This window comes from Streptomyces sp. NPDC104313, assembly GCF_055583985.1.
Map to the genome: position 1 here is coordinate 112,922 of NZ_JBVJMW010000009.1, position 17,938 is coordinate 130,859.

General features: G+C 73.1%; 11 protein-coding genes. 6 read left to right on the plus strand and 5 right to left on the minus strand.

Annotation, left to right across the window (positions count from 1 at the left end):
* Positions 1 to 31: 31 nt before the first annotated feature.
* The 4 genes from ACZ60Q_RS22020 to ACZ60Q_RS22035 all read right to left on the minus strand — a co-directional run bounded on the left by ACZ60Q_RS22020 (position 32) and on the right by ACZ60Q_RS22035 (position 7,233).
* Positions 32 to 1,300 carry an aspartate aminotransferase family protein gene (locus ACZ60Q_RS22020; RefSeq protein WP_469637099.1) on the minus strand — a complete coding sequence of 423 codons (1,269 nt, stop codon included), beginning with the start codon at positions 1,298 to 1,300 and terminating at the stop codon, positions 32 to 34.
* A gap of 64 nt (positions 1,301 to 1,364) precedes the next feature.
* Entirely contained in the window at positions 1,365 to 5,807 is a 4,443-nt protein-coding gene (locus ACZ60Q_RS22025; RefSeq protein WP_469637102.1) for an AMP-binding protein, read from the minus strand.
* Positions 5,804 to 6,355, minus strand: coding sequence for a DUF6309 family protein (locus ACZ60Q_RS22030; protein WP_469637105.1), 552 nt, complete (start codon positions 6,353 to 6,355; stop codon positions 5,804 to 5,806). Before ACZ60Q_RS22030 ends, ACZ60Q_RS22025 begins: the two co-directional genes overlap by 4 nt.
* A gap of 29 nt (positions 6,356 to 6,384) precedes the next feature.
* Positions 6,385 to 7,233 carry a phytanoyl-CoA dioxygenase family protein gene (locus tag ACZ60Q_RS22035; RefSeq protein ID WP_469637108.1) on the minus strand — a complete coding sequence of 283 codons (849 nt, stop codon included), beginning with the start codon at positions 7,231 to 7,233 and terminating at the stop codon, positions 6,385 to 6,387.
* Positions 7,234 to 7,868: 635 nt separating this feature from the next.
* On the opposite strand from ACZ60Q_RS22035, the gene ACZ60Q_RS22040 reads away from it, so the two are divergent.
* The 4 genes from ACZ60Q_RS22040 (at position 7,869) to ACZ60Q_RS22055 (ending at position 14,531) form a co-directional block, all read left to right on the plus strand.
* Entirely contained in the window at positions 7,869 to 8,414 is a 546-nt protein-coding gene (locus tag ACZ60Q_RS22040; RefSeq protein ID WP_469637111.1) for a hypothetical protein, read from the plus strand.
* A complete protein-coding gene (locus ACZ60Q_RS22045) occupies positions 8,411 to 9,961 on the plus strand; it encodes a DNA polymerase Y family protein (RefSeq protein WP_469637114.1) in 1,551 nt (516 codons plus the stop codon). Before ACZ60Q_RS22040 ends, ACZ60Q_RS22045 begins: the two co-directional genes overlap by 4 nt.
* Positions 9,954 to 13,241 carry an error-prone DNA polymerase gene (locus tag ACZ60Q_RS22050; RefSeq protein ID WP_469637117.1) on the plus strand — a complete coding sequence of 1,096 codons (3,288 nt, stop codon included), beginning with the start codon at positions 9,954 to 9,956 and terminating at the stop codon, positions 13,239 to 13,241. Before ACZ60Q_RS22045 ends, ACZ60Q_RS22050 begins: the two co-directional genes overlap by 8 nt.
* 411 nt (positions 13,242 to 13,652) lie before the next feature.
* Positions 13,653 to 14,531 (plus strand): phosphotransferase, encoded by an 879-nt coding sequence (locus tag ACZ60Q_RS22055; RefSeq protein WP_469637120.1) that lies wholly within the window; start codon positions 13,653 to 13,655, stop codon positions 14,529 to 14,531.
* A gap of 39 nt (positions 14,532 to 14,570) precedes the next feature.
* On the opposite strand, the gene ACZ60Q_RS22060 is transcribed toward ACZ60Q_RS22055, so the two are convergent.
* Positions 14,571 to 15,080, minus strand: coding sequence for a GbsR/MarR family transcriptional regulator (locus ACZ60Q_RS22060; RefSeq protein WP_469637123.1), 510 nt, complete (start codon positions 15,078 to 15,080; stop codon positions 14,571 to 14,573).
* A 159-nt stretch (positions 15,081 to 15,239) separates the two neighbouring features.
* Here ACZ60Q_RS22060 and ACZ60Q_RS22065 point away from each other — a divergent pair, with 159 nt between their 5' ends.
* Complete coding sequence (locus ACZ60Q_RS22065; RefSeq protein WP_469637126.1) at positions 15,240 to 16,265, plus strand: ABC transporter ATP-binding protein; 1,026 nt, start codon at positions 15,240 to 15,242, stop codon at positions 16,263 to 16,265.
* Positions 16,262 to 17,923, plus strand: a complete 1,662-nt coding sequence (locus ACZ60Q_RS22070; RefSeq protein ID WP_469637127.1) for an ABC transporter permease — start codon at positions 16,262 to 16,264, stop codon at positions 17,921 to 17,923. The genes ACZ60Q_RS22065 and ACZ60Q_RS22070 overlap by 4 nt, the downstream gene beginning before the upstream one ends.
* Positions 17,924 to 17,938: the final 15 nt, after the last annotated feature.

Below are 17,938 nucleotides of genomic sequence, written 5' to 3' on the forward strand. Positions count from 1 at the left end.
TTGAGGATCGGCCCGATGCGGCGGCGAGTGCTCAGTCCTGTTCCCGCACGGCGGAGGTGACGGCCTTTGACCAGAGGGCGAGCGCCTCGTCGACCTGATCGCCGGTGACGGTCAGTGCGGGGATCATCCGGACGGTGTTCCCCCAGACCCCGCAGGTCAACAGCAGCAGGCCGAGTTCGGCGGCTGCCTGCTGGGCCCTGCGCGCGGTGTCCGGGTCGGGTGACCCGTCGGGCCGGCGGAACTCGCTGCCCAGCATCAGCCCACGCCCGCGGACATCGGCGACGGCCGAGGTCCGCGCCGCGACGGTGTGCAGGCCGCGGGCGAGCCGCATGCCCTGCTCGGCCGCGTTGGCGACCAGCTTCTCGTCGCGGATGACGTCGAGGGTCGCGAGGGCGGCCGAGCAGGCGACGGCGTTCCCGCCGTACGTACCGCCGTGGGAGCCGGGGCGGGCGAGGCTCATGAGATCGGCGCGCGCGGCGATCGCCGAGAGGGGAAAGCCGCTCGCCAGACCCTTGGCCGTCACGAGGATGTCGGGGGTCGCGGCCCCGGTCTCGTACTCGTGCGCCCAGAACCGCCCGGTGCGGCCGAACCCGCACTGCACCTCGTCGAGGACGAGGACGATGCCGTACCGGTCGGCGCGTTCGCGCAGTCCGGCGAGGAAGCCGTCGGGGGCGGGAACGTAACCGCCTTCGCCCAGTACGGGCTCCACGATGAACGCGGCGGTCTCGTCCGGGGAACTGGTGGTGGCCAGGACCCGGTCGAGACCCCGCAGGGCGTACTCCACCGCGGCGGATTCGTCCAGGCCGAGGTCGAAGGCGTGCGGGAAGGGCGCGACCGCGACGCCCGGCATCAACGGGCCGGTGCGCGCCCGGAAGCGGGAGCCGGCCGTGGTGAGGGAAGCGGCGCCCATGGTCCGGCCGTGGAAGCCCCCGTCGAAGACGACGGCGCCCGGACGCCCGGTCGCCTGCCGGGCGAGGCGCAGCGCCGCCTCCACGGCCTCGCTCCCGGAGTTGGCGTAGAAGAGGGTGTCCAGGCCCTCGGGAAGTACCTCGCCCAGGCGTTCGGTCAGGGTGAGCAGCGGTTCGTGCAGGACGGTCGTGTACTGGCCGTGGATCAGCCGGCCCGCCTGTTCGCGGACCGCCTCGACGACCCGCGGATGGCAGTGACCGGTGCTGGTCACGCCCACACCCGCGGTGAAGTCGAGGTGGCGTCGCCCTTCCGCGTCGTAGAGGTACAGCCCTTCCCCTCGGACGGCGGTGACGGGAGTGGCCTGCTTCAGTACGGGTGACAGCCGGGGCATGGTTCACCTCACGGTTCGGGGGCCCGGGGCGGGAGCCTGCGGCCCTTGGAGGGAGTACGTGCGCTCAGTGGCCGGCGGGGTCCGGCCGGGGCAGGAAGCCGGACTCGGTGGCCCAGGCCAGTGCGGAGGCCCACCACCGGGGTGTCGGGGCGGTGAACCGGACCCCCAGCCGGTCGAGCACGGCAAGGGTGTGTGAGGAGTCGGTACGGACGTTGCGGTCCTCCAGCAGACTCCAGGCCGCGGCCAGCCGGACCTCTTCGGGGTGATCGTCTTCCGCCCGGTCCAGCGCGGCTGCGAAGTCCTTCGCGTCGCGCAGTTCGATCCGGCGGCCGGACCGCCTCATCCAGTCCACCAGTTCGTCGTGGGCGACCTGGTGCGGGGTCTCGACGTGGTGGGCCCCGGGGGCCGCGTCCGCGTACAGGGCCAGAGCCGCGATCCCGGCGGCCACCGTGTCCACGTAACTGAAGGCGAACGTCGCCCCCTCCAGACGTGGGGCGGCTCCGGCCAGCAGATAGCCGCGCAGGGTCTGGTAGACGCGGTTGGTGGCGATGCCCCCGTGGAACGCGCCGGTGCGGCTGTGGGCGGCGACGTGGCCGCTCCGGTGGATGTGGCAGCGGCGGCCGGAGGCGGCCCAGGCGCGGACCGCTTCCTCGGCGAGGAACTTGGACCGCTCGTACGGGGTGCGGAAGTGCTGGCCGATGCGCAGGTCGGCCTCGCTGAACCGGCGTTCGGGGGCCGCCGGGTCGATCCCGCCGGCCACGGCGAGGGTCGAGATGTGGTGGAACCGGACCCCGCCCATGGCCTCGGCGTCGATCCAGGCCAGCAGCCGCCGCACCCCGTCGTGGTTGGTGCGTTCCAGTTCCTCGGGCGGAGCGACCAGGCGGACGTCTGCGGCGGCGTGGACCACTACCTGGGCGTCCCGGGCGAGGGAACGCCCGGCCGCGGAGAGCCCCAGCCCTTCGCGGCCGATGTCCCCGGCCACCACACGCAGACCGGGCGAGACACGGCGCAGCCGGCCGGCTGCGCCGTGGTCGCGCTCCCCGCGTACCAGGCAGGTGACCTGCGCGCCGCGCTCCAGCAGGGCGTCGAGGAGGTGCCCGCCCAGGTAGCCCGTCGCCCCGGTCAGCAGGACGCGGGCCGGCTCGCGCACCACGCGGACCGCGGGGGACGAGGGCGGGGAGAGGGCCGCCCCCAGGTGGAGGGGCTGCCCGGAGGTGGAGCGGGCGAGCCGGACCGGGCGGGGCGCCGTGGCGGCGGCGGTGGCCGAGACCACTTGGGCGAACCGGGCCATGACCTCGTCGGCTTCGGTGTCGGCGATGTCCGGCCGGGCGTGTACGAGGTCGGTCACCAGCCTGCCCTCGACGATGCGGGCCGTCAGCCGCAGCCGGTATACCGGATCACCGCTGGGGCACCGTGCGGTGCCCACCTGTTCCGCGGCGGGAAACCAGCCCAGAGTCGGCTCGGCCGGGAGCCGGAACGTACCCAGGAAGTTGAAGGCGACCTCGGGACGCGGTCCTCCTGTGTCCATCGGGAGCAGGTGCGCACGGCGCAGCCGGCTCTCCGCGCCGGAGACACGCGCCGCGATTGCGGAGACACGCGTCGCGATTTCGGCGTCGGGCGCCGCGATTCCGGCGTCTGGCTCAGCGGTTTCGGTGCTGGGCTCCGCGCCGGTCGCCGTGGCCGGTGGGTCGACGCTCACCCGGGTGAGCGCGGTGAACCAGCCGACGGTGTCGAGGTGTTCGCCGGTGGTGTCCCGGCCGTGTGTCTCCACCTCGATGGGAGTCCGTGCGGCGGTGGGCCGGCCGGAACCTCGGGGCCCGCACCGGTCCGCGTCGCGGGCGACCGCGTCCGCGAACGCGGTGAACAGCAGCGCCTCCAGACGCCGGGACCCTCCGTACTGTTCGACGAGACGGGCGGTGGCCTCCGCGTCGAGGCCCCAGCTCACCGTCCCCGGCGGGGGAGGTGAACCGGATCGGCCCCCGGGCGGCGCGGTGCCCGGGCCACTGCCGGGGAAAGGATTCACCGGCTGAGCAGGCCCGGGCCTGCTCGCGGCCCACCCGTAGAAGTCGGCCGCCGGTGGCAGACCGGGCGGCCGGCCCGACAGCGCGGCGCGATAGGCGTGAGCCATGTCGTCGAGGATGACGCGCCACGACAGCCCGTCGACGACGAGGTGATGGGCGATCAGCGCCAGCCGGTCGTCGGCGTCCGGGCCACCTGAGAAGAGATGGAAGCGGATGAGGCGGCCGGCCTCGGGGTCGAGGCTCCGCTGCAGTTCGGTGCCCAGGGCCGCGATCTCCTCCGCGACGTTCCCGGGGTGCTGGATGCGGGAGAAGCTGACGAGATCCAGGTCGTCCACCGGCCGGGGAGCCCCCGGCCCGTGCGGGCCGACGGGGCGGCGCAGCGCCGGGTGACGCGTCACCACGGCCGCCGCCGCGGTGACGAGGGCGGCCGGGGCGACGTCCTTCGTACAGCGGAGCAGCACCGACTGGTTCCAGTGCCGGGGGTTGTCGACGCCCTGGCCGAAGAACCACCGCTGGGCGGGGGCGAGCGCGCCGTGCCCGGCGGGCAGGTCCGTGGCGGGCTCTTCGGCATCGGCCCGCGGCACCGTCGCGCGTACGGCGGACGCCAGACGCCGGGAGGTGGGGTGGCGGTAGAAGTCCGTGTAGGCGGCGCGGTGTCCGTGGCGGCGGAGCTGGGAGACGGTGCGCATGGCGAGTATGGAGTCGCCGCCCAACTCCAGGACGTCGGCATCCGGGCCCACCGCGGGCAGGCCCAGGGCCTCGGCCCAGAGCTCCGCTATCTCCTGTGCCAGGGTCGCCACTTCGGGTCCGGGAGGCGGTGGGCTCCCGGCCCGTTCGGCCAGCACGGCGTCGAGGGCGGCCTCCAGCCGTGCGGTGTCCAGCTTCCCGTTGGGGCCGAGGGGGAACTCCCTGAGCACGATGAGCGGCTGGGGCACGGAGTACGCGGGCAGACAGCTGGTCAGGTGCGCCCGCACGGCGTCGAGCAGCTGGGGCTCCTCCACCGCACCGTCGGCGGGCCGGACGGCGGCCAGCAGCCGGTTGCCGGTGGCGGTGCCCCGTACGACGACGGCGCAGCGCTCGACGCCGGGGATCTGCCGCATGAGGTGCTCGACCTCGGCGGGATCGACCAGATAGCCCCGGATCTTGGTCTGCCGGTCCAGCCGGCCGAGGAAGACGAGCTGTCCGTCGGGACGCCGTCGGCAGAGGTCGCCGGTGCGGTACGTACGGGCCCCTCCGTGCGGGACGAAGCGCCGTGCGGTCTGTTCGGGACGGCCGAAATACCCGGCGCTGACGCCGCGCCCCCCGATGTGGAGGTGGCCGGACCCGCCGTCGGCGACGGGGGACCCGGTGCTGTCGAGCAGTTCGAGGGTCGCCTCGCCCAGCGGCGTGCCGATCGGGACCGTCTCCTCGTCCTCCGGCAGGTCCCCTGCCGATGTGGCGAGGAAACAGGCTGCCCCGACCGTCGTCTCGGTGGGGCCGTAGTGGTTGAGGAGCCGGTCGACACCCTCGTCGTGCAGCAGGGAGGCGCCCAGGGACCGGGGGAGGGCCTCACCGCCGAGGATCAGCGTCCCCGGGCGGTAGGGAACCGTCTCGCGCAGCGGGTCAGGGCGGTCCCTCCAGAGCTCCGCCATGTGGGAGGGGGTCGTCTTCACGACCGAACACCCCGCCTCGCGCAGCGCCGCCCAGCAGGCGGGGGCGTCCCTGGCGTGCTCGTCGCCGACCACATGGGTGCGCCCGGCGGTGGCGAGGGCCAGCAGCCAGCTGGTGTGCCCCAGGTCGGCGGCGAGCGTGGTGAGGTGGGCGACGCACGGCGCGTCCGCCTCGGTGAGATCCAGCCTGCCGCGCAGGGCCAGCGCGTAGTGCACCGCGTTTCCATGGGTGACGATGACGGCCTTGGGCTCGCCGCCCGAGCCCGAGGTGAAGGAGAGATAGGCGGGATCGTCACTTCCGACGCGAGGAACGGGACGGTCCGGTGGGGGCGGTTCGAACGGTGCGGCGAGGAGGACGTCGAGGTCGGTGTGTTCGACGTACCTGACCCCGGTGGCCGACAGGGCCCGGACCTCCTCGTCCGACAGCGCGCTGGTGGTGAGCACCCCGGCGGCGCGTATGGCCGCCAGCCTGCGCAGCCGGTCCTCCGCGCTCCAGGCCGTGTCGAGCGTCACCACGGCCGCGCCCGCGCGGAGCACTCCGTGCAGCAGCACGAACAGCCGGCTGTCCCGGCGGCCCAGGATCGCCACCCGGTCGCCCGGCCCGATGCCCGCCTGCCGGAGTCCGGCGGCGACCCGGCCTGCCGCGGCCCCCAGTTCCGCGTACGTGATCATCCGGGTGTGGTCCGTGACGGCCGGGCGGCGCGGGTGGAGCCGCTCGGCCCGGTGGAGGAGCCCGCACAGGGTGGAGGTGTCCGTGGCCGGTACCGCCGTGGGGCCCGATGGCGCGTCGGCGGATACCGGCCGTAAGGACCGTGGGCTGGTGGCGGACGTCGTCATACCGGTTTCCCTTCGCGGGGGGTCCCCAGGTGGGCGGGAAGACTCCTGGCCGCCAGGTAGGCGGTCACGGTGGCCCCACCGCCCAGCCGGCCCGCGACCTCCCACCCGACCATGCGGTGCAGCCCGTCGAGGTGGATGAGCCCTTCCCGGTCCCGTACGTCGGAGTAGTCCGGGTGATCCACCGGGCGGGCGCTGAGATAGACCGCCGTGAACGCGGCACGGGAGAACCGGTCGAGCTTCGCCGCGCAGACCGGATTGGCCTCGGTGTATCCGGCCGGATCGGCATGGATCAGCTCGGCGGCGCTACCGACCGTCAAACCCGTTCTCGGTACCAGTTCACGCGCACCGCCTTCGCTCGTGTGCCAGGGCAGAACCACGCGGAGAATATCGGCCCGGCCGAGTTCGACCCGATACCAGGAATCGAACAGGGAATGCGCGCGGCGCAGATTTTCCTCGCCGTCCTCGTTGGTGTTCGCCCTGTGCGGGCGGTCTGCCGGATGGTCTCGCCCATACACACGCAGAACTTCGGAGAATGCGACGGCTTCCACAGTGCTCATGGAGGATCTTCCCACAGTCGTCATCGGCCCACCGCTCCCGGAAACTCCGTGAAGTGCCGCTCATCGAACAGTTCCGGCCATTGCCCGAGGCCGAGGTCGAGTTCCCTGGCCCGGGCGAGCATGTATCGCCAATACGGCTTCACCGGCCGCCACCGCGCACCGGTACGGCAGTAGGAGGCGTCGACGAAGTACCGGTTGCGTCCGGCCAGGGGTGACAGCGCGGGGCGGCGGGCATGGAAGACCGCCGAGTTGATCAGAACCGTCGAACCGTGCGGCAGCCGGTCGATCACCACCTCCCCGGGCAGTGCGGCCGTGCCGAGTGCGGCGCGGAAGTCCTTGGGTACGTCCTCGCGGTGCGATCCGGGCAGCACGGCGAGGCTGCCCACCGCCTCGTCCAGCCCGCCCAGGTAGTGCAGCGCGTGCACCATCGGCAACGACCTGTCCCCGAGATCGTTGGGCTCATGGTCGTGATGCCATGGTTTGCCGGAGTCCCCGGCCCCCTGCCGCTGGCTGTGCAGGTGATGGTGGGCGAACGCGCCGCCCATGACGTCGGTCAGGACGGCCATCAGAGGTGGGTGCACCAGCAGTTCGCCGTGGGCGGGAAGCTCCAGCTCCAGCACCGGTGGGCGGGCTCCCGCCCCCGGACCGGTACTGCAGGCGATGGAGCGGTCGCGCAGCCCCTCGTCCATCCACCGGTCCACCTCGGGCACCAGACGCGCCAGCAGCGGAGGGGGCAGGAGCGCGGGAAGGACCAGGTAACCGCGTTCCTCGAAGTTCTTCCGCTCTTCGGTGGTGCCGACGCGGGGCCTGGCCCGGGAGTCCGTGTTTCCGCCGAATTCCGTTTCGGCGGGACTGAAGGAAGATCGCAAGATATACAGTCCTCCGCTCCAGAGGTTGAGTACATTTCTCTTCGCGTGCCTGGTGTGCTCGGTGCGCTTCGCGTACTTCGCCGAGGAATGCTCGACTTTCGCCGAAAACCGCTCGATTCCGGCGCCGGAGTTCGGGCCGGACGGCTCAGAGCGTGGAACGGGATGCGACGCTATCCCGAGGTGACCCGGACCACAAGCAATGATTTTCGGTCACCGAATTCGATCACCGTGACTGCTGGTCATCCGCTGCACGGTCCGAGGGAATGCCGAGGAATTCGGCTGCCGGTTCCCCCGGGCGATGGTGCGCGGTATGCGGCTGCGCGGGGCGCGCGGCTGCGCTGCGCCCTGGTACGCGGCTGCGCCGGGAGCACGGCTGCGCGCCGTTCCCGGCACAGCCTCGGCGGCTCCTTCGCCGTCCCGAGCGCCTTCCCTGCCCGGTTCCTGCCCGGCTCCTGCCTGGCGTGTTCCCGCTGGCAGGCACCTGGCTTGAATTATTCGAACGTTCGAGCGAATATCGAAGAGTGTGGACAGGTCAGCAGGTAGTCGAGGAGCGGGGCGCGGGAGCCGGTGCGGTGGCGTCGCCACTTTCCGGCCTGCTGCCGGGAGGAGGCATTCGCCCTGGTACCGCGGTGGGTGTGGGCGGGGATCTGCCGCTGCTGCTGGCGCTGGCTGCTCTGGCGGCAGCGGATTCGGTGGCGTGGGCGGCGGTGGGAGTACCGGAGCTGGGCGGGCTGGCGGCGGCCCAGGCAGGTCTGGATCTGGCCACCGGCCTGGTGGTGAGCGATCCGGGGCCGCGCGCGGCCCAGGTGCTCGCCGTGCTGCTGGAGTCGGTGCCGGTGGTACTCGTCGGCGCCTCGGTACGGGTGCCGGAGCGGGCGGTACGGCGGCTGCGCGCGGTGATGCGGCGCAGCGGAGCGGTGCTGCTGGCGGCGGGCCGGTGGCCGGGAGCGGACGTGCAGCTCCGGGTGGCGTCGGTGGGCTGGGCCGGAGTGGGCCGGGGGCACGGGCTGCTCCGCGGCCGCCGGGTGACGGTGACGGCGGGCGGACGCGGCCCGGCCGCCGCGCCGCGGAGCGCGGAGCTGTGGCTGCCCGGTCCGGACGGTCTGGTGGGCAGGGTGGAGCGGGGAACGGCGGAGGCCGTGCGGAGCGGGGCGCGGGCGGACCTCCGCGTCGTCGGATGACCGGGGCGACCGGTTCCGTACGGGTGGTCGTGGTCTGGGTGCCCGACTTCCCGGTACTGGCGTGCGGTGCGGAGGCCGGTACGCCGGTGGCGGTGGTGCACCGGGGCGCGGTGGTGGCCTGCTCCGTGTCCGCGCGGGCGGCCGGAGTCCGGCGGCACATGCGGCTGCGGACCGCGCAGACCAGGTGCCCCGGGCTGAGGGTCATCGAGCGGGACCTCGCCGCCGAGGTGAGGTTGTTCGAGCAGGTGGTGCACCGCGTGGAAGCGGACGTGGTGCCGAGGCTGGAGGTGATCCGTCCCGGGCTGCTCGCGGCGCCGGCGCGCGGGGCCGCGCGGTACTGGGGCGGCGAGCGGCAACTGTCCGTACGGCTGGTCCGCACCGTCGCCGAACTGGGGCTGCCCGCCCGTGCGGGGATTGCCGACAGCACGTTCGCGGCGGCGCTCGCGGCCCGCCGGGGCGACGGGATGGTCGTGCCGGCGGGCGGGGACGCCGCGTTCCTGTCCCCGTATCCGGTGGGCGTGCTGGGCGTGCCCCGCCTGGCCGAGCTCCTGAAACAGCTCGGTATGCGTACCGTCGGGGACTTCGCGCGGCTGCCCGCGGGCCGGGTCGCGGAGCGGCTCGGCACCGAGGGGATCGGCGCCCACCGCGTCGCCCGCGGAGGGGCGGCCCGGCCGGTGTCCGTACGGACCGCCGCCCAGGACCACACGGTGCGGCGGCTGTTCGAGGTCGCCGAGGAGCAGCTGGACGCTGTCGTGTTCGTGGCGGTCGCGCTCGCGGACGAGCTGCACGAGAGCCTGGCGGCGGCGGGGGTGGTGTGCGGGCGGGTGGAGGCCGCGGTCGAGACGGCCGACGGCCGGCTCCTGACACGGATCTTCCGGCACGAGGGGCGGCTGTCCTCCCGGGCGGTCGCCGAGCGGGTGCGCGGCGTGCTGGCCGCCTGGTCCGAGACGGGCCAGCTGGACGCGGGCGACGGGGAGCCGGGAATCCGTCGCCTGGCCCTGCGACCCGACGGGATCGCTCCGGACACCGGCTCGCAGGGCGCGTTCGACGGGGAGCGGGACACCCCGGTGGAGGTGGAGCGGGCCGCCGCCCGGGTGCAGGCGGTGCTCGGGCACCGGGCGGTCACGCGGATCATCGAGGTCGGCGGCCGGGGGCCGGGCGACCGGATCCGACTGGTCCCGGTCGGCGACGTCCCCGACGACGGTGCGGGTACCGCTGGCGGTCCGTGGCCGGGACTGCTGCCTGCCCCGCACCCGGCAGCGGTCTACCCGGTACGGCGTCCGGCGCGGTTGACCGGGGTCGACGGCGTGCCGGTCGGCGTGGCCGGCCGGCTGGAGCTTTCGGCCGAGCCCGCGTTCCTCTCGGTCGACGGGCGGCGCCCGGCAGGAGTGAACGGGTGGGCCGGGCCGTGGCCGGTGCTGGAGCGGTGGTGGGCGCGGGACGGCGGCCGACGGGTCGCCCGGATGCAGGTCACCACCGACGACGGGCACGCCTGGCTGCTGCTCGTGGACCGGAGCCGGTGGTGGGTGGAGGCCCACTATGGGTGACCTTCTGCGCCTCCCCACCGCCGACCGTCCGCAGGAGGACTGGGCCGAACTGCACGCGCACAGCGCGTTCTCCTTCCTCCGGGGAGCGAGCCCGCCGGAGGAGCTGGTCGCCGAGGCCGCCCGGCTCGGCATCGGTGTGCTGGCGGTGACGGATGTGGACGGCCTGCACGCCGCACGCCGTCTGCACGCAGCCGCCCGCGACCATGGGATCGGCGCTGTTCACGGCGCCGAACTCACCCTCGGCGAGCCCGTACTGGGAACGCCGGTGGTGCTCGCCCGCTCGGTGGAGGGGTTCCGGCTGCTGTCGTCGGTGATCAGCGAGGCGCAGCTCGCCGGTTCGAAGAACGCCCCGGTCTACGACCTGGACGCGGTGGCCCGGGCGGCGGCCGCGGGGCACTGGGCCGTCCTGCCCGGTTGCCCGCCGCCGGGCACGGACCGGTGCGACGTCGCAGCCGTCGCCCACCGGCTCGCCCGGCTGACCGACGTCTTCGGCGCGAGCGGTACGTACGCCGAGCTGGTCGATCACCGGCTCCCGGAGGACTCGGTCGCCGCCGACGCGATGTGGGTGGCCGCCCGCCGGGCCGGGGTCCCCGTGGTGGCCACCGGCGCCGTGCACTACGCGGCCCCCCGCCAGGCCCGCGTGGCGCAGGCACTCACCGCGCTGCGCCGCCGCGAGCCCCTGGACCGGGCCGCCGGGCATCTGATGGCTGCCCCGACCGTGCACCTGCGCCCCCGGGCCGAGCGGGCGGCGTTCCTGTCACGGTATCCGGGCGTCGCGGACGCCACCGTCGTCCTGGGCCGCGCCTGTGTGATCGACCTGGGCGAACTGCGCCCAGAAATGCCGGAGTTCGCCGTACCCGCAGGGCATACGCAGGACTCGTGGCTGAGGGACCGTGCGGAGGCAGCCTGCGCGGGCCGCTACGGCCCCCGTGCCGACCCGGGGGCGGCGGCGGCATGGTCGCAGCTCGACCACGAACTCGACCTCGTCGCCGGACTCGGGCTCGCGGGCTACTTCCTGATCGTCCACGACATCGTCCGGCACGCCGCCGAACAGGGGATCTGGTGCCAGGGCCGGGGCTCGGCCGCCAGCAGCGTGATCTGCTACGTCCTCGGCATCACCGCCGTCGACCCGCTCCGGCACGGCCTGCTCTTCGAACGGTTTCTGTCCCTGGAGAAGGCGGGCCCGCCGGACATCGACCTCGACCTGGAGTCCGGGCGCCGCGAGGAGGTCATCCAGTACGTCTACACCCGCTACGGCCGTCGGCACGCCGCCCAGGTCGCCAACATGATCACCTATCAACCCAGGCTCGCGGTCCGCGACGCCGCCCGGGTCCTCGGCTACCCGGAAGCGCAGACCCGGGAGATGACCCGGCACATCCATCACACCCCGCCCGGCCCCGACACCGGTCTGCCCGGCGACGTCCGCGATCTCGCCGCCCAACTCCACACCCTCCCGAGGCACCTCGGGGTGCACTCCGGCGGCATGGTCCTCACCCGGCAGCCCATCGGCGAGATCATGCCCGTGGAGTGGGCGACCGCCGAGGGCCGCAGCGTCCTCCAGGGCGACAAGGACGACGTGGCCGCCGCCGGACTCGTCAAGATCGACCTGCTGGGTCTCGGGATGCTGTCCGCCCTGCACACCGCCTGCGACCTCATCCACGCGTACCACGGTCTCCGTTACGACCTCACGTCCATCCCCCAGGACGACCCGGACGTCTACGGAATGATCGCCCGGGGGGACACCATCGGCGTCTTCCAGGTCGAGTCCCGTGCCCAGATCTCCACCCTTCCCCAACTGAGGCCGACGAAGTTCGAGGATCTGGCCGTCGCCGCGTCGATCATCCGCCCCGGCCCCATCCAGGCCGGCAGCAAGCACCCCCTGCTCCGCCGGCGGCGCGGCGAGGAGACGGTGACGTATCCCCACCCGCTCGCGAGAGCCGCGCTGGAGCCGACCCTCGGCGTCGCCCTCTGGCAGGAACAGGCCATGCAACTCGCGATCGACTGCGCGGGGTTCAGCCCCGGTGAGGCCGACCGGCTCAGGAAGGCGATGGCGGCCAAGCGCGCCCCGGGGAAGGTCGCCGCGATGCGCGACCGTCTACTGACCGGCATGGCCGGGCGTGGCATCCCCCCGGCCGCCGCCGAGAAGATCGTCTCGATGATCGAGGCCTTCTCCGACTACGGGTTCCCGCAGTCCCACGCCCAGTCGATGGCCGGACTCATCTACGCCAGCGCCTGGATCAAACACCACCATCCAGCCGCGCTCATCGCGGCGATCATGGCGCACCAGCCGATGGGCTTCTACGACACCCAGACCCTCATCGGCGACGCGGGACGCCACGGCATCACGGTCCGAGGCCCCGACGTACAAACCTCCCGCGTCCACGCCACCCTCGAACCCGGCCCGCCGTCCGGCTCGGAGCCCGGCCCGCCGTCCGGCCGTCCGCCGTCCGGCCGTCCGCCGTCCGGTCCGAAGCGCGGTCCGACGTCCGACTCGACGTCCGACTCGACGTCCGACTCGACGTCCGACTCGACGTCCGACTCGACGTCCGACTCGACGTCAGGGGCGCGGCCTCCGGCGATCCGCCGCGGTTTGACCAGCGTCACCGGCCTCGGCGAACAAGCCGCCGAGGAGATCGTCGCCATCCGCACGGAGCGGCCGTTCGCCGACCTGGACGACTTCGCCGCCCGTACCCGCCTGCCGGCCCGGACCCTGGAGCAGTTGGCCACCGCGGGTGCGCTCGACGGCCTGGGCGGGCACCGTCGTACCGCCCTGTGGAGCGCCGGCACCGCACCCGGCCGCACGCACCAGGCCCCGCTCCCCGGACTCGCCACCCCCGCGACCGCGCCCGAACTCACCTCCATGACCACCGCCGAGGAGACCACCGCCGACATCACCACCACCGGCGCCAGCGCCACCGCCCACCCCGTCCAGCACATCCGTCCCCACCTGGACCGCCTCGGCACGCTCACCGCGGCCACCGCCCGCACGCTCCCCGACAGGGCCCCGGTCCGGATCGGCGGGCTGCCGAAGTACCTCCAACGCCCCCCGACCGCGCACGGCGTGGCCTTCGGCGCGATCGAGGACGAGACCGGCATGGTCAACCTCGTCTTCGCCCCGCACATCTGGGACCGCTGCCACCGCACTCTCCTCGACGCCCCCGCCGTCATCATCACCGGTCGGGTCGAGCGCTCCGACGGCACGGTCAACGTCGCCGTCGGCCGGGTGGAGGCGATCACCGTGGCCGCGCCCGTTCCCCGGCGCCACGTCGGGCATCGCTAGAGCACACGCCGGATGCCCCGAACAACCTCCGCCCAAGATCTTCAGGTGTGGTGAACCCCCTCAACTGCCAGGGGTGACACGCCCGGATCGCCCACCATGATGAGGTCGTCCCACCCGCCTCCCCCAGGGGTACGACGATGTCGGAGACGTCCGAGCCGCATGTCGGTACCTTCACCCTCGGTGGCCCGCTCGCCGCTGAACCGGCCGGGCCCATCGAGGTACCGGAGCACGAGGAGCGGCCCCTGCCGAACGGTTTCGCGTGGGTCCAGGGCGACGAGGTGACGGCCGCGTACCCGAACCGCAGGTTCCCCAAGGCGGCAACCCTTTCGCCATGGACCCGCCCCGGCCCGGTCCACCAGCCCGGCGCGGACGCCGGATCCCCTGCCCGTAACGCGCGGCATCATGGGACCCATGACTTCTCCGCCGCAACGCTGGGCGCGGGCCGAGCGCCTCGATGCCGCCAGGATGCTCGACGCCCTTCAGGAGCGGACCGGTGTCCGTCTGACTCTCGACGGCCTCTGCCCGGGCGGGCAGGTCGGCACCGCCTATGTGCGCCGGCCGGACCATCGCCGGTCCGTGCTCAAGTGGCGACCGCACAGCCGGGTGGAGGCCCTGGAGGCAGGGCCGCTCACGGTGAGCCGGGTGCTGCGGCACGCAGGCTGTCCGGCCCCGGCCACCGAACTGGTGGCCCAGGTCGGCCACGCGGTCGTCATGGTCCAGGAGTTCCTGCCCGGTACGAAGATCGACCACCTGGACCACGATCTCCTGGTCCAGGCCCTCGAACTCAACCGGTTGCAGGCGGGTCGGCTCGTCGATCACCCCGATGTTCCCGCCACGGAGCTGTTCCTCCGTCAGGACGGTCCCGGCTACTGCCTGCACGAGCCGCTGCGCCGGCACAGCCGCCGCAGCGTCGCGCTGGAACACCGGGTCGCCGCGATCGGAGCGGACCACCCCGACCGGCAGGCCGGTGACGATGCCGTGCACATGGACTTCCACCCCGGGAACCTCCTGGCGACCGGCGGCTCGATCACCGGTGTCGTCGACTGGGACGGAGCCGCCCGCGGCGACCACCGGTTCGACCTGGTCACCCTGCGCTTCGGCATCCACGGCGGGGGAGCGGACCCGGGGGTGACACGACACCTCGACGCCGTCCTCGACGCGGTCCCCGAGGACGTCCTGCGGCCCGCATGGGCCCACATGAGTCTCCGCATGGTCGACTGGGCCATCAGGCACTTCGCCCCGTCCGACGTGGAGCACTGGCTCGACCTCGCCGAACAGCGCGTGAGCTGACGGGCGCCGAGGTGTTCGGCCCGGCCGGGTGGGGCTTCCTCAGCCCCCGAGGTGTTCGGCCCGGTGTTCGGCCCAACGCCGCATCATCGACCCGAGCTCCTTCTCCAGGAACCGGAAGAACTCCAGGGTGTCGTTGATCCGGCGTCCCTGCGGGGTGTCGAGGCCGAACTGGTCCACGCCCTCCCGCATCGTGGCCTGCCAGTTCTTCAGGAGGGTGTCCCGCTCCAGCAGCGCGTCGTACCACTGGTCGCCCTGCACGCGATAGCGCTCACGCCGGGACCCCGGCTCCCGCTCGCGGCTGACCATGTTGACCTGGGCGAGATAGCGGACGGCTCCCGACACGGCCGCCGGGCTGATCTTGAGCCGCTCGCCCAGTTCGGCGGAGGTGAGTGCTCCTCGCTCCGAGGAGAGCAGGGCGGCGAAGACCCTGGCGGGCATGCGTGCCATGCCCGCCTGGACCAGCTGGGCGGCGAAGCGTTCCACGAACCGGGAGACGGCCGCCTCGTCGTCGCTGCCGTCCACGCGGCTTTCTTTCCGCCGCTCATCCATGCTCCGACCCCGGTCCCTGTGGTTCCTGACGCCCGTGTGCGCCGTGTGCGCCCGTGTGTTCCTGATGCCCGTGCACGCCCACGCCTCCGGCCACTCTACCGAGCGATTCATACACTTTCTTAACTTCACACACTTCTGAAAGAAGCGTACTTTCGGAATATGAAGAAGGCCATCACTGTCGCCGGGCTGCACAAGTCGTTCGGTCGGACGCACGCCCTCACCGGTCTCGACCTCACCGTCGAAGCGGGTGAGGTCCATGGCTTCCTCGGCCCCAACGGGGCCGGCAAGTCCACGACGATCCGCATCCTGCTGGGGCTGCTGCGCGCCGACTCCGGTGGTGCCCAACTCCTCGGCAAGGACCCGTGGAAAGACGCGGTCGAGCTGCACCGGCGGCTCGCCTACGTCCCCGGGGACGTGGAGCTGTGGCCGGGTCTCACCGGAGGAGAGGCCATCGACCTGCTGGCGAAGCTGCGCGGCGGTCTCGACCGGCGGCGGCGCGACGAGCTCATCGAACGGTTCGACCTCGATCCGGTCAAGAAGGGCCGCGCCTACTCCAAGGGCAACCGGCAGAAGGTCGCCATCGTCGCCGCGCTCGCCTCCGACGCCGAACTCCTGCTCCTCGACGAGCCCACGGCGGGCCTCGACCCCTTGATGGAGGTCGTCTTCCAGGACGTCATCCTTCAGGCGAAGGCGGCGGGGAAGACCGTGCTGCTCTCCAGCCACATCCTGGCCCAGGTCGAGAAGCTCTGCGACCGCGTCAGCATCGTCCGTCAGGGCCGCACCGTACAGTCGGGCACCCTCGGCGAGATGCGCCACCTCACCCGCACGACCGTCGAGGCCGAGACCGAGCGTCCGGCCACCGGGCTCGACGCCGTGCCCGGTGTGCACGCACTGGAGGTGACGGACCGGAGGGTGAGCTTCGCCGTGGACGCGGCACACCTCGACGCCGCGATCCGCGGGCTCGGCGAGTTCGGCATCCGGAGCCTGACCAGCCACCCGCCGACGCTCGAAGAGCTGATGCTGCGCCACTACGGCGACGAGCTCGCGTCCAACGGCCGTACGGGAAGCGGCGCCCCCGCGTCCTCCGGCGCCCCCGCGTCCTCCGGCGCCCCCGCGTCCTCCGGCGCGGCGGCCTCCTCCGCCCCCTCCACCCCCAACGGCGGAGAGGGCGGCGGTGCCCGATGACCGGCACCGTAGCGCCGCTCGACGCCACCGGAAGATCCGCGCCCGCCGGAACCGCCTCCGTCGCCTTCACCGGCACCGGGACCCTGGTCCGGTTCGGACTGCGCCGGGACCGCGTCCGTATGTCCGTATGGCTGCTCGCCCTCACCCTGGGCACGCTGGCCACGGCGGTCCAGTACAAGACGCTGTACTCCACTCCCGAAGAGCGCGCCACCGCCGTCGGCTCCATGGGCAGCCCGGCCGCGCTCGCCATGACCGGCCCTCGTCACTATCTCTCCGACTACACCGCCGGGGCGATGCTCGGTCACCAACTGCTCGGCTTCATGGCCGTCCTGGGGGGCCTGATGAGCGTCCTGATCGTCACCCGCCACACCCGCGACGAGGAGGAGACCGGCCGCGCCGAACTGGTCCGCTCCACCGTCGTCGGACACCACGCGCAGCTCGCCTCCGCCCTGGCGCTCGCCGCCGTGGCCAACCTCGCGCTCGCCCTGCTGCTGGCTCTGGGCCTCACCGCGCTGGGCATCGACGGAATCGGCCCCGGTGGGGCGCTGCTGTACGGCCTCACGCATGCCGCGATCGGGCTTGTCTTCGCCGGTATCGCCGCGATCACCGCACAGCTCACGGCGCACACCCGGGGCGCCTCGGGCATGGCGCTCGCGGCGATCGGCGCCGCCTACGTGCTGCGCGCCTCCGGCGACGTGGGCAACGACGCGCTGTCCTGGCTGAGCCCGATCGGCTGGATCCAGCGCACCTACGTCTTCGTCGACGACCGGTGGTGGCCGTTGGCGCTCTGCCTGGCCCTCGCCGCGCTGACCGCGGCGTACGGCTTCGAGCTGAGCACCCGACGCGATGTCGGCGCGGGCCTGCGCGCCGCGAGGCTCGGCCGGCGTACGGCGTCCGACGCGCTCACCCGGCCCTTCGGCTTCGCCCTGCGGCTGCACCGGGCGACCCTGCTGGGCTTCGGCGCCGGGCTGTGTCTGATGGGCGTCATGTACGGCTCGATCCTCGGCGAGGCGGCCGGCCTGGTGAAGGACATCGAACAGGTCCAGGAGGCGTTGGCGAGGATCGGCGGCAGCACCGTGGCCGAGTCGTTCGCGTCCATGGTGATGGTGGTCGTCGCGGTGGTCGCTGCCGTGTACGTGGTGATGGCCGCGCTGCGACCGCGTGCCGAGGAGAGCGCCGGTCGCGCCGAACCGCTCCTGGTCACCGGCCTCTCCCGGAACCGCTGGCTCGGGAGCCACGTCGCCGTCGCACTGGCCGGCGGCACGGCGCTGCTGGTCCTCGCCGGGCTGGGCTTCGGCCTCTCGGGCGCGGCGTCGGCGGGGGACGGGAGCCTGGTCCTCGACCTGGTCGGAGCGGCTGCCGCATACGCCCCCGCCCTGTGGGTGACCGTCGGCGTGGCCGTCCTGCTCTTCGGCTGGTTCCCGCGTGCGGGAGCGGTGGCCTGGATCGTGCCCGTCTACGCGTTCCTCGTCGGGTACCTGGGGCCGATCCTTCAGCTCCCGGAGTGGATGAAGAACCTGTCGCCCTTCGGTCATGTGCCCCAGCTCCCGGCCGCCGGGATGAACTGGACCCCACTGCTCGCCCTGACCGCCGTCGCAGCCGGACTGATCACGCTGGGGCTGACGGGCTTTCGCCGCCGGGATCTGGAGACCAAGTGACCCACCGGGAAACCG

Excerpts from the sequence above, each read along its gene's own strand:
- ACZ60Q_RS22025 (WP_469637102.1), bottom strand. The coding sequence starts at position 5,807 with ATGACGACGTCCGCCACCAGCCCACGGTCCTTACGGCCGGTATCCGCC.
- ACZ60Q_RS22050 (WP_469637117.1), top strand. The coding sequence starts at position 9,954 with ATGGGTGACCTTCTGCGCCTCCCCACCGCCGACCGTCCGCAGGAGGAC.
- ACZ60Q_RS22055 (WP_469637120.1), top strand. The coding sequence starts at position 13,653 with ATGACTTCTCCGCCGCAACGCTGGGCGCGGGCCGAGCGCCTCGATGCC.
- ACZ60Q_RS22020 (WP_469637099.1), bottom strand. The coding sequence starts at position 1,300 with ATGCCCCGGCTGTCACCCGTACTGAAGCAGGCCACTCCCGTCACCGCC.
- ACZ60Q_RS22065 (WP_469637126.1), top strand. The coding sequence starts at position 15,240 with ATGAAGAAGGCCATCACTGTCGCCGGGCTGCACAAGTCGTTCGGTCGG.
- ACZ60Q_RS22045 (WP_469637114.1), top strand. The coding sequence starts at position 8,411 with ATGACCGGGGCGACCGGTTCCGTACGGGTGGTCGTGGTCTGGGTGCCC.
- ACZ60Q_RS22070 (WP_469637127.1), top strand. The coding sequence starts at position 16,262 with ATGACCGGCACCGTAGCGCCGCTCGACGCCACCGGAAGATCCGCGCCC.
- ACZ60Q_RS22060 (WP_469637123.1), bottom strand. The coding sequence starts at position 15,080 with ATGGATGAGCGGCGGAAAGAAAGCCGCGTGGACGGCAGCGACGACGAG.